The organism is Sphaerimonospora sp. CA-214678, from assembly GCF_050942215.1.
GTDB lineage: Bacteria > Actinomycetota > Actinomycetes > Streptosporangiales > Streptosporangiaceae > Sphaerimonospora.
On the sequence record NZ_CP192056.1, the window covers coordinates 501,172 to 512,738 of the forward strand.

Here is an 11,567-nt window from a genome sequence, read left to right on the forward strand (position 1 = left end):
CTACAGCGCCATCAACACTGGCCGACCGAATTCAGGGGCGATCCGCAGGCGCGACCGCCGATTTGTTCCCTCCTGCTCATCACGAAGCAGCCTTGCGCTCGGCCGCGCCAAACCCCGACTGGTGCGTCGGCGACCCGAAATCCGGACGGCGGCTCCCACAGGTTGGGAAAACGATCCGCGAGCATGGTGCGATCGTCACCAATGCTTCCGGAGCGAGACCGCTGAAGTCGGATCGAAACCATAGGGCGTTGCCTGTGAGCGCTGAAACGGTGTTACTTCATGCGAACTGGATGTATTCACGGGTGAGGCTACCTGGTTGTTTTCGCCAGAGCGGCTTGCTCTACCTGGTCAGGCGGGCATGGGGCAACGTGATGGTCGTGCGGGACCTGCTCCCTCTTGCTCGCCTCATCAGCGGAGCAACCACGTCCCGCTTCAAGCTCCTCCGAACCGGCAGATATCCTGCTCAAGGATTTTAGGCTTGAAATCCCTGCGAGCATGTGCTTTAAGAGTCTCTAGCAGGAGGAGGACGGCCGCCTCCGGATGAACTTGACGTTTTTGCTCAAATAGCGCCAACTCCGTAAGGTGTTCCGTATAATTTTCCGGTGCTCATATGGAAGAGGGTGCGAACGGGATGTCGCTCGTGGGTGTGGCTCGTGGTGGCGGTGAGTGCTGCGCTGGTGCCGTGGGTCTTGCTCGCAACCACGAGTGGAGGGTCTTGGCCTCTGTTGCCTTTGATGCTGATAGCCATCGCACTTGTCGGGGCTTCGGCACGGGATTTCCTAGCCCTGGATGTCTTCGTCATCGGCCTCCTGCCGTTTCAGATCGGCCTCGCTGCCGTGACAAGGTCTCGCGCACTGGTCGGCGTCACTTGCGGAATCTGCGGTGTTTTGGCCCTGTTCCATCTAGTGCTCTTCCTGGGGAAGCTTCCGATTACCCCCGTACCGGCGGGTACTCCCGCGGATATGCTTGCCGGCAGCCAGCCGGACTTCTACCTCGGTACGCGCCCTGACGGAGGGGCCTGGGCGCTGGCTCCCCTCGCCTACGCGGTCAGCGCCATCGCACTCCTCATCTCTGTCCGTTGTGAAGGGCGTGGCGTGACACAGGACAACTGAAGGAGCTTGTGCGGTCGGCCCGGGGCGCGGTGCCGGTGTTGCCACCGGTCCGTTTCCCCGAGCCGCCGTCCCGAACCGGACATGCGATTCTCACCGCATCCGGCTCTCCACGTGTCTTGCCCGATGGTCAGCCTGGGGTGGCTGCCGGTTCGATGGTCCACGGAGTGGGGATGGCCGCTCCGCGGTATCGGTATCGGACGATCGCGACGCTGGATGCGCCGCGGAAGGCCACCGATCCTTCGGCGAATCTCCAGCCTTGGTCGCAAAATCTCCGCAGTTGACTGCGGGGAATCCGGTGTTTGCGAAGGAGCCATCGGGCGATCCGCTGCCACGCGTGGTGGTCGATCGCGGCGAAGGTCTTCTTGGACACGCCGTGCCGGAAGTAGTTCGCCCACCCAGCCAGGGTCCGGTTCACGCTCGCCAAGAGCGTGCCCAGACTCTGGTTGAAAGTGTGTCCGTGAGTCCGTTCCGAGACCCGGTCCTTGATCGCCTTGATGGCTTTCTTGGAGGGCTTGGTGTAGACGACGAGCTTGTCGGTGCCGCGTTTCCGCTGGCGGCGGATGTTCTGGCCGAGAAAGTCAAAGCCGTCGTCGATGTGGACTACACGGGTCTTCTCCGCTGACAAGCGCAGGCCGAGGCGGGCCAGGACCTGTGCGATCTGTTCGCGTAGATCCTCGGCGTGGTGGGCAGGTCCGGACACCATGACGACGAAGTCGTCGGCGTAGCGGATCAGCCGCCAGTTGCCCTGCCCGGTTCGTCTGCGCTTGGTGCGCTGGTAGTCGGTGCCCATCAGAGTGTGCCACTGGGTGTGAAAGTGCTCATCCAGTGCCGTCAGGGCGATGTTGGCCAGCAGCGGGGAGAGAATCCCGCCCTGGGGAGCGCCGGTGAGGCTGTCCTTGAACAGGCCGTGGTTCATCACCCCGGCCTTGAGGAAGGCCTTCACCAATGCCAGGACGCGCTTGTCGGAGATTCGGGATCGGATCCGATCCATCAAGGCCGCGTGATCGATCTGGTCGAAACATGCCTCGATGTCGGCCTCCAGCACGACATGGTAACCACGCCGGGCCAGATAGACGATCTCCTCGATCGCGTCCTGGGCTCGGCGGTTGGGCCGGAATCCGTAGGAGACCGGCAGGAAGTCGGCCTCGAAGATGGGTTCCAGCACCGCCTTGAGCGCGGCCTGCACGATACGATCCTTCACCGTCGGGATGCCGAGATCGCGTAGCTTCCCGTTCGATTTGGGGATCTGCGTCCGCCGTACCGGCGACGGACGGTAGGTGCGGGCCTTCAACTCGTCCCTGATCTCCATCAAGAACGGCTGTACTCCCAGCCGGTGTTCGATCGCGGCCACGGTCAGCCCGTCGATTCCGGCTGTGCGCGCCCCGGAGTTCGTCGAGACGCGCTGCCACGCCTCGATCAGGAACGCCGGGTCGCAGACCAGGTTGTACAGATCATCGAATCGGCGCGAGCGATCAGCCCGCGCCCACTGGTGCAATTTGACCTGCATCCTTCGTACCGGGACGCCCGGCCTCCACGAGGAAGACCCAGCGGTCCCGGCCCCGGTATTCACCGGGGCGTCTTCGACCATTGCAGTCTGCTCCTTGTCTGACACGCTGCCGCCCTTCCCCATGTGGCCGGCTTTCCCGGCCTCGGAGTACTACGACGGCTCCGTCCCGTCCGGTGTCCTTCGGTGGGCAACGCGCCTATCCCTGCCGGACCCCTGGATGGCGACCCGGGTCGGGAACGGCTCACGGACGGTTCCCACGTTCACTGCCGACCGATCGAGAGGTGAGGTGCCCGGCTATACCCCTGCGGCCTCGCCACGGTTACGCCGTAGTTCTTCGCCGTGGCCTCCCAGGCCCAGCAGGGGAGACCTGCCTGGGAGTTCACCGAAGCTCCCACCGTCATGGCGTGACGGCAGAGCACCGGCTACGCGCCGCTGACCAGCCCAGATTTACCGGGTTCGAGCTGGCACACTTTCAAGAGGCGTAACAGCACCGGTTCCTCGCGTGCACCTTCCTCTCTCGCTCACCGGGCCCGACCCATCCGGTAGTCCTGAGCCGACCCGACTTCGTCGCGGCTGCTCTCGCCTTTCCTGGCGTTCCTCCAGGTCAGGCTGCCGCCAGCTTCACCTGCCTGCTACGACAGACAGGAGGCGGAGTCCTTTCACCTCCGCTCGGTCCAACAGCGCCTCGTGGCGCACCCCCTCCTAGCGTGGAGACCGAACCGGGAGAGGTTTGGTCGTGGCAGGAGTCACGAGACGTCGTTTCTGCTCGGCATGCTGCGGCCGATCGTGTTCATCTGGCCGGCTCGTAGGCGCGGGCACTCGAATCTGTGACGGTGCCGTGCCCTGGCCTGCTAGACCACCAGAGCAGGGCGGCCGAGACCAGGCAGGCGGTGGTGAACCACAAGGGGGAGACGGTCGACCTCGAGAACCTCTGGATCATCCCGTATAGATGGGAGGCATCCGGCCGGGTGAGAACCCAACCGCCGGGGAGGTCGAGGCCCTGAGCGTCGACCAGGGTCACGGCGGCGAGCCCGCCGAGCGCGGTGAGGAGCAGGCCGCTCATGGCCACCCAGAACACGGCCCGCCGGTGCAGGGCGACGAGCACGAGTATGGCCAGGCCGCCGATGCCCACGAACAGCTCGAAAGCCTGCCAGAGCGTCGCGAATGCGTCACCCACCGCGCCATCCAGGACACGGGGCAGCCGCTCGATCGACACGTGCGGGCTGATCCACGCCGGATGGCGGTTGGTCAGCGGAGGGAGAAGCAGGACCAGGCATGCGGTGAGGCGGGCCGCGACCGTGAGCGCGGCGCTCCGGTCGGCCGGTGGGACGTACGGCGTGGGCCCGCCGGGTGTGCCGACGAGTTCGTGAGCGGATCGGGCCAGCCAGATCACGAACAGAGCGTCGGCGGCCGTGGTGGCCTCGCCGTAGAGGTCACCCTCCCCGCTTAGTGGAATAGACCAGTGATGCCCGGCCACGACAGGGGATCGATATCGGCGTTCGTCGTGGTGCTCATGCTGGCCGCCCTGATCTGCCTCGGCCTGGTCGTAGACGGCGGGCAGAAGATCCGCGCCGATCTACAGGACCTGCCGCCCACGATCGACCTGATGACCGCTGCCCGTGCCCTCGGCATCGGCCGGTCGAAGGCCTACCAACTTGCACGTGACGGAGAGTTCCCCGTTCGCATCATCCGCATCGGCGACCTCTACCGGGTCTGCACAGCCGACCTCATGAAGGTTCTCGGCGTGGAGGTGAGCGAGAGCGCGAGTTGAACTCAGGGTCGCGTCCCTGCCCGTTGGCATGGACGCGACCAGGGCGGATTCAACTGATCGTCGCAACACCTCGATCCTCCAGGAGGATGTGGTGGCGCAAGGAAAGGCGCGCGCGGCGATTCTCGCTGGTCGTCCGCCGCTTCGATCACCGGGGCGACCCCCGGTCAATCGGCGCGAAGAGCGGCAGCGTTTCTGGCGGTTGATCGCCCAGGGGCTGTCGAGCGAAGAGGCCGCCGTCGCCTGCGGCGCGTCGATGCCGCTGGGAACGCGCTGGTTCCGTGAAGGTGGCGGGATGCCGCCGATCAGCCTGGATCCGCCGTCGGGTCGCTACCTGTCGTTCACCGAGCGCGAGGAGATCGCTGTGCTGCGCGCCCAGGGGTGCGGAGTGCGGGATATCGCCCGCCGTCTGGGACGGGCCCCATCGACGATCTCGCGGGAGCTGCGGCGCAACGCAGCCACCCGCGGCGGCCAACTGGACTACCGGGCCTCGGTCGCGCAGTGGCACGCCGACCGCCAAGCCCGCCGGCCCAAGCAATGCAAGCTCGCCACCAACGAGACGCTCCGGAAGTATGTGCAAGACCGGCTCGCCGGACAGGTCCGCGCCCCGGACGGCCGCACGGTCGAAGGGCCCGACGTCCGCTGGATCGGCCGGCGCCACGGGCGTCGCCAGGACCGGCGCTGGGCGACCTCGTGGAGTCCAGAACAGATCGCCAACCGGCTCCCGATCGACTTCCCCGAGGACGAGACGATGCGGATCTCACACGAGGCCATCTACCAGGCCCTGTACATCCAAGGGCGCGGCGCGCTGCGCCGGGAGTTGACGGCCTGTCTGCGGACTGGCCGGGCGCTGCGGGTGCCCCGGGCCAGGACACGCCGGCGCGGCAAGACGTTCGTCACCAAGGAGGTGATGATCAGCCAGCGGCCCGCCGAGGCAGCCGACCGGGCCGTGCCCGGGCACTGGGAAGGCGACCTCATCATCGGCCTGGGCAGTTCCGCGATCGGCACGCTGGTCGAGCGGACCACCCGGTACACGCTGCTGCTGCACCTGCCTGCGATGGACGGTCACGGCGGCCCTCGGCCCAAGAACGGCCCGGCGCTGGCCGGGCACGGCGCCGAGGCCGTCCGCGACGCCATCGCCGCCACCATCACCACACTTCCCGACCAACTCCGCAGATCGCTGACTTGGGATCAGGGCGCGGAGATGGCCCAGCACGCCCGGCTGCGCATCGACACCGGCCTACAGGTGTTCTTCTGCGATCCCCATAGCCCATGGCAACGCGGCAGCAACGAAAACACCAACGGTCTGCTGCGCCAGTACTTCCCCAAAGGCACCGACCTGAGCCGGCACAGCCGAGATGACCTCGACGCGGTCGCCGCGGCCCTCAACAGCCGGCCGCGCAAGACCCTCGGCTGGAAGACTCCCGCCGAGGCGCTGAACGAGCAGCTAATCTTGATCCAACAAGGCAGTGTTGCGACGACCCCTTGAACCCAAGCAGCAATCGTCAATACCTGTGGATCAAGATCTTTTAGGCAGCTATCGACGGGTCATCGATGGCCGGTGATTCCTCGGGCCGCTCTAAAAGGGTCGCCCGCGAGCAGTGTCGGCGATCACGAAATTCCGCAGTTCTAGCGGGTCGGTGATCACGTAATTCAACGAGCCCTGGCGGTTGTTCCTGCCCGACAGCTGGGACGATGCCCTGGCCGAGGATGAAGGACAGGCGGAGCGGATCGCCCAGCGGCGGCGGCGCTGTGCGATCCCCGAACAGGTGCGCCACCGCCCCAAGTGGCAGCTCGCGCTGGGCGAGATCACCGCGCTGCGGCTGGAGCTGACCAGGCGCCAGATCCCCTATATCGTCAATGTCAAGGGCACTACCACCGCCTACCCCCACGACGCGGTTCCCGATACGACACCGTATGCGGGGACCGGGCGCCCGCCGGTGGCTGAGTACCGCACCCCTCGGTCCACGCTGCGGGAGCTCGCTCTGGCAGCCGGACGGCGCGCGTTGCGCCGGGTAACCTGGCGGCGGGGTAGCAAGCACACCGCGGGCTACCCGAGTGCGAAGATGACCTCCCGGTTCTTGGCGTTGCGGGTGCGCCCGGCCAACCGCGGCATCGCCCGGCAGGAGGACGGCCACCTGCCCGAGTGCTGGCTGCTGGCCGAATGGCCGCCCGGCGCCGGCGAGCCCACCGATTACTGGCTGTCGACCCTGCCCGCCGACACGCGGCTGCGGGACCTGGTGCGCCTGGCGGATCGAGCACGACTACCGCGAACTGAAGACCGGGCTCGGCCTGACCCACTTCGAAGGCCGTTTCCTTGCACTACCGCAGCAACGACGGGGCTTCTACACCTATACCCCGCCGGCAGGCCGGCTCGAACATCAACTCCGCCACACTGCGGATCGGCCGGGCCGCTCCCGCCAGCGCGTCGACAATCTCAAAAAACGCATCCGCCCAGTTCCCGAATACCGAGTACACCTCGGCGCGGAACGCCGCCAGCTGCTCCAGAGCGGAGACTTCCACGGATGACGCGTCACAGAGCGCAATAGACTCTACGGCCGTCTGGTTGATCTTTCTTCGCAGAACCGATCATGCCCAGGCGGCCGTTCCCATGCCAACCCTCATAGCCGAACCGCGATCAAACCCAGACCCGTGGGCTTAAATCGTCAGTACCATCTGATCACGGTCATATCCGCGTCTCAAAACGGAGTGCGCCGCGCAGCAGAAGGCGTGCCGACAGGGCGACGAGCACCGCAGCGAGGACTCCGATGCCCGCCATGGCCACGGCCCTGGCAACGGCCCAGCTGAGCCACTGAACCTGGTAGACGTCCGCAATGGTCAAGACCACCACCGCAACTCCTGAAACGGCTGCCACCACGCAGACGGGCAACGCGGCGATGACCGCCTGCCGCACGAGCACCCCTCCCAGCGCCCGCTCCGGCACCCCGGAAGCGGCCAGCGCGGAGAACGAGCGGCGAAGGTCGATCAGTTCCTCCGCCTGGTGCACCAGCAGAGCGACCGCCGAGGTCACCAGGGCCACCAAGAGCGCGACGTCCACCAGGGCGTGGGCCTGGGAGTAGCCGACGCCGGCCTGCTGGGCCCCGGCCCCCGCGCCGAAGAACACCGTCAGGCTCACCACGGACAGGGCCCTGGCCCACGCCCGCGGATCCGCCTCGACCAGCCGCGCGGCCAGCAGCGCCTCCGCCGACTGGGCCCGCCGACCGGCCCGGCGGGCGTACGCTCTGATCACCCAGGTCGCGGCCAAGGTCACGCCGAACAGCAGCAGTACCAGCCCGGCCGCCATGGCCACCACGGACCCGTACGCGCCGACGAGCGGAAAACGGCCCTTCACCACGGCTCCGAGGACGAAGAAGCCGATGCCCGCCCCGAACAGAAGCAAGTCCCGCACCCGCGGCCCCCGCACGCGCGCACGGCGGGCCACTCCCAGCGGGGAGGCGACAACGTGTCGGCTGGCGCGTGCCCCCGACAGAACCCCGCCGAGCGTCACCACAGCCACAACCACCGGCACCTGCGGCAGCGGCCCGGAGAGATGCGTGACCACGTAGAGCGCGCCGCCGCCCAGCGACCCGCACAGTGCCAGCACGCCTCCTTCCAGGGCGCCCAGCCGCCGCACGTCACCCGGCGTCGCCCCCGCCAGCCGCAGAGCGGCCAGCCGCCGCTCCCTGGTGGCCGAGGCCAGCCGATTGGCCTGGTGGACCAGGCCAGCGACCGGCACGGCCAGCAGGGCCAGGCCGAGCCCCGTCAGCGAACTACCCTCAGCCTGGTAGTCCGCCAGGCTGACAGCCAGGCAGACCAGGAACGTCGCCACCGCTGCGCCCGCAGCGACCAGCCGGGCGCGCACCCGCTCGGCCCGCGAGCGTCCCCTGTTCAACATCCGCAGCACGGTGATCACCGCTGCACCCCTGCCAGCACTGCTCCGTCGCGCAGGGCGATCTCCCGGTCGGCGTAGGCGGCCACCCGGTTGTCGTGCGTGACCAGGACGACGGCGGTGCGGCTGGCTCGGGCCGTACCGATCAGCGCGTTCATCACCTGCTCGCCGCCGAACGTGTCCAGTGCCCCGGTGGGCTCGTCGGCGAAGACCACGCGCGGACCGGTCACCAGCGCCCGCGCGACGGCTACCCGCTGCCGCTGCCCCCCGGACAACTCACCGGTGCGCTGGTCGGCGCAATCGGACACCTCCAGCCGGGCCAGCCACTGCGCCGCGACGGTCATCGCCTCCTGCTTGCCATGCCGGTTGAACAGCATCGGCAGCGCGATGTTCTCCGCCGCGGTCAGCTCGGGCACCAGCTCGCCGAACTGGAAGATGACACCGAAGCTCTCGCGCCGCAGTTTGGTCAACTCCGCCTCGGGCAGCGTGTCGATCCGCCTGCCGTCCAGGACGACCTCGCCGGATTCCGGCCGGATGACCCCGGCCAGGCAGTGCAACAACGTTGACTTGCCCGCGCCGCTCGGCCCCGTGATGGCGACGATCTCGCCCTCCGTGATCGTCAGGGAGACGTTGGTCAGCGCCCTGGTCCGGCCGAACGACTTGCCCAGGCCTCTGGCTTCAAGCATTGCTGTGCTCCTTCATCCGCGCGAGCGCGGTCTCGATCCAGCGCAGATCGGCGTCAAGGTGCTGAAGCGCGTAGTCGGCCGCCAGCACCTGGGCGGGCGCGCCGGACGCCTTCTCGGCGATCAGCTCCCGCATGCGGGCCAGGTGCGCCTCGCGTTGCCGCACGAGGTAGCCGTCGGCGGCCTTCCCCGCGACGGCGACCCGGGCGAACAAAGGGCTGGCGACATACGGCGCCGACGGTTCGACGGTGTTCAGCCACCGCTCCAGCTCTGCCTTGCCGTTCTCAGTGATCGCATACAGGGTGCGTTGGGGGCCGCCCTCCTGCTGCGTCTCGGCCACCTCCGCCAGACCGTCGCGCTCCAGGCGTTGCAGCGTGGCGTAGACCTGTCCGTACGCCAGCGGCTTGGCGCCGGCGAGACGATGATCGTGCTCCTTCTTGAGCTCGTAGCCATGCTTCGGGCGCTCGACGAGGAAACCAAGTAGCACATGACCAGTTGTCATATTCACGACTATACATCAAGTGAATAGTCGCTAGAAGAGAGACCCTAGCTATTGCTGCTCCGGCATGCTCTCGTGCTGCGCCGGCACCACCAGATGCACGGTCACGTGTAGGGGGCTCCGGCAAGTTGAACCGATACTCGCCCTGAGGTTGATCATCTTTCGGATTGTCGCCGGCCAAGCAGACAACCCGAAAGATGACAATCTTCGTGATCCTGGATCAGGAGTCCTGGATCTGGGGGGGGGTCGGGCAGCGCTGCTGCGAATGGGCAACGGGGTAGCAAGCGGAACGGGCGGCCATGGATGGGAGTCCCGGGGGCCGAGGTTCAATCGGGTGCTGGAGCGGGTGATCTTTAGGGTTGCCTAGGGTTGCTAACGGTTACGTAATCGGGTTCAAACCACTAACGCCACGCTAACGAACGATCAAGGGCCTGATCGCTGTCTCCAGTGATCAGGCCCTTGACCTGTAGCTTTCGAGTCGGGGTGGCGGGATTTGAACCCACGACCTCTTCGTCCCGAACGAAGCGCGCTGCCAAGCTGCGCTACACCCCGGTGGCCCAGAACGTCCGCTCTGTGCCTCGGCAAGTCTAGCGGACTTTGCGGATGGATGTGCCACCAGACGCGACCGGGCGGCGTGGCACCAGGGTGAGCAGGGTCGCCTCCGGCGGGCACGAGAAGCGTATCGGGGCGTACGGAGAGGTCCCGAGGCCGGCGGACACGTGCAGCCACGCGCCGTCGTGCCGGCTCAGCCCCTTCACCCGGTCCCGGTCGATGCCGCAGTTCGTGACCAGGGCGCCGTAGAACGGGATGCAGAGCTGGCCACCGTGCGTGTGGCCGGCGAGCAGCAGCTGATATCCGTCCTCGGCGAAGCGCGACATGTTGCGCGGCTCGGGGGAGTGCATGACGCCCAGCCGCAGGTCGGCGTCGACGGGTGCCGGGCCCGCGATGCTGTCGTAGCGGTCGCGGTCGATGTGGGAGTCGTGGATGCCGCCGACGTGGATGTCGAGGTCGGCGACCTTCAGTCGGGCGGTCGCGTTGTTCATGTCCAGCCAGCCCGCCGTCGTCATGGCGGCCCCGAGCTCCTCCCACGGCAGGTTCGGCACGCGCTGGCGCACTTCCCCCTTCGAGGTACGCCACAGATAACGCGTGGGGTTCTTCGGCCGCGGGGCGTAGAGGTCGTTCGACCCGTAGACGAACAGGCCGGGCCGGTCCATCAGGGGCGCCACGGCGTACAGATAGGGCTCGATCGCGTCGGGGTGGGCCAGCGTGTCTCCGGTGTTGACCACGAGGTCGGGGTTCAGCGCGGCCAGCGACCGCACCCACTTGATCAGGCGGGTGCGTCTAGGCGTCAGATGGAGGTCGGAGATGTGCAGGATCCGGATCGGTCGCTGTCCGCGGGCGAGCACGGGCACGTCGAACCGGCGCAGCCGAAACCAGTTCCGTTCCACGACGGAGGCGTATCCGAGTCCGGCGACGCCGAGACCGAGGAGGGACAGCGGAACAGCGGCGGCTTTTCTCACACAGTCATCATGCCCGACGCCTGCTCCTCCTCCGGTTAACCTGGCGAGAATAACCCCGGCGGCACGGCAAGATGGAACGCATGAGTGCGTTGAAGGACAAGCTGAAGGATGACCTGACGGCCTCGATGAAGGCACGAGACGAGGTGCGTGTCCGCACGATCCGGATGGCTCTCGCCGCCGTCAACGTCGAGGAGGTCTCGGGCAAGCACGCCCGCGAGCTCTCCGATGACGAGATCATCAAGGTGCTGACCAGGGAGGCGAAGAAGCGCCGGGAGGCCGCCGACGCCTTCGCCGGTGCAGGACGGGCGGAGAAGGCCCAGGGGGAGCTGGACGAGCAGGCCGTCCTGGAGGAGTACCTCCCCGCCCAGCTTTCCGACGAGGAGCTGGGCCGGCTCGTGGACGAGGCGATCGCGGAGAGCGGTGCCGCCGGTCCCAAGGCGATGGGGCAGGTCATGAAGGTTCTCACCCCGAAGGTCGCCGGGCGAGCCGAGGGTGGTCGAGTCGCTCAGGCGGTTCGCGCCCGCCTTACCGCCTGAGGTACGGAGAAGTCCAGGTCGCCCAGGTGGTCCGTGCCCGTCTCACCACCTGA

11 protein-coding genes and 1 tRNA gene are annotated in these 11,567 nt (G+C 67.3%); 5 read left to right on the forward strand and 7 right to left on the reverse strand.

From position 1 onward, the window contains the following. The first annotated feature begins 602 nt into the window (after positions 1-602). Positions 603-1,112, forward strand: coding sequence for a hypothetical protein (locus tag ACQP1K_RS02255; protein ID WP_433499204.1), 510 nt, complete (start codon positions 603-605; stop codon positions 1,110-1,112). A gap of 127 nt (positions 1,113-1,239) precedes the next feature. Here the strand turns inward: ACQP1K_RS02255 and ltrA are convergent, their stop codons facing one another. Continuing rightward, complete coding sequence (gene ltrA / locus ACQP1K_RS02260; protein WP_433499205.1) at positions 1,240-2,619, reverse strand: group II intron reverse transcriptase/maturase; 1,380 nt, start codon at positions 2,617-2,619, stop codon at positions 1,240-1,242. A 790-nt stretch (positions 2,620-3,409) separates the two neighbouring features. Continuing rightward, positions 3,410-4,096 (reverse strand): hypothetical protein, encoded by a 687-nt coding sequence (locus ACQP1K_RS02265; RefSeq protein ID WP_433499206.1) that lies wholly within the window; start codon positions 4,094-4,096, stop codon positions 3,410-3,412. Between ACQP1K_RS02265 and ACQP1K_RS02270 the strand changes: the two genes are divergently transcribed. The 3 genes from ACQP1K_RS02270 (at position 4,085) to ACQP1K_RS02280 (ending at position 6,936) form a co-directional block, all read left to right on the forward strand. Beyond that, the gene (locus ACQP1K_RS02270; RefSeq protein WP_433499207.1) at positions 4,085-4,390 is read left to right on the forward strand and encodes a helix-turn-helix domain-containing protein; all 306 of its coding nucleotides are present in this window, start codon (positions 4,085-4,087) and stop codon (positions 4,388-4,390) included. The two genes, ACQP1K_RS02265 and ACQP1K_RS02270, sit on opposite strands and share 12 nt — an antisense overlap. Before the next feature lie 91 nt (positions 4,391-4,481). Next, a complete protein-coding gene (locus ACQP1K_RS02275; RefSeq protein ID WP_433499208.1) occupies positions 4,482-5,876 on the forward strand; it encodes an IS30 family transposase in 1,395 nt (464 codons plus the stop codon). A gap of 181 nt (positions 5,877-6,057) precedes the next feature. Further along, complete coding sequence (locus tag ACQP1K_RS02280; protein WP_433499209.1) at positions 6,058-6,936, forward strand: transposase; 879 nt, start codon at positions 6,058-6,060, stop codon at positions 6,934-6,936. A gap of 137 nt (positions 6,937-7,073) precedes the next feature. Here the strand turns inward: ACQP1K_RS02280 and ACQP1K_RS02285 are convergent, their stop codons facing one another. The 5 genes from ACQP1K_RS02285 to ACQP1K_RS02305 all read right to left on the reverse strand — a co-directional run bounded on the left by ACQP1K_RS02285 (position 7,074) and on the right by ACQP1K_RS02305 (position 10,978). Then, positions 7,074-8,300 carry a hypothetical protein gene (locus ACQP1K_RS02285; protein WP_433499210.1) on the reverse strand — a complete coding sequence of 409 codons (1,227 nt, stop codon included), beginning with the start codon at positions 8,298-8,300 and terminating at the stop codon, positions 7,074-7,076. Next, positions 8,297-8,962 (reverse strand): ABC transporter ATP-binding protein, encoded by a 666-nt coding sequence (locus tag ACQP1K_RS02290; RefSeq protein ID WP_433499211.1) that lies wholly within the window; start codon positions 8,960-8,962, stop codon positions 8,297-8,299. The genes ACQP1K_RS02285 and ACQP1K_RS02290 overlap by 4 nt, the downstream gene beginning before the upstream one ends. After that, positions 8,955-9,461, reverse strand: a complete 507-nt coding sequence (locus ACQP1K_RS02295; RefSeq protein ID WP_433499212.1) for a PadR family transcriptional regulator — start codon at positions 9,459-9,461, stop codon at positions 8,955-8,957. The genes ACQP1K_RS02290 and ACQP1K_RS02295 overlap by 8 nt, the downstream gene beginning before the upstream one ends. 475 nt (positions 9,462-9,936) lie before the next feature. After that, a tRNA-Pro gene (locus tag ACQP1K_RS02300) sits at positions 9,937-10,010 on the reverse strand. 35 nt (positions 10,011-10,045) lie between these two features. Continuing rightward, positions 10,046-10,978, reverse strand: coding sequence for a metallophosphoesterase (locus tag ACQP1K_RS02305; RefSeq protein ID WP_433499213.1), 933 nt, complete (start codon positions 10,976-10,978; stop codon positions 10,046-10,048). A gap of 80 nt (positions 10,979-11,058) precedes the next feature. Here ACQP1K_RS02305 and ACQP1K_RS02310 point away from each other — a divergent pair, with 80 nt between their 5' ends. Beyond that, on the forward strand, positions 11,059-11,514 hold the full coding sequence (locus tag ACQP1K_RS02310; protein WP_433499214.1) for a GatB/YqeY domain-containing protein: 456 nt from the start codon (positions 11,059-11,061) through the stop codon (positions 11,512-11,514). The last annotated feature ends 53 nt before the right edge of the window (positions 11,515-11,567 follow it).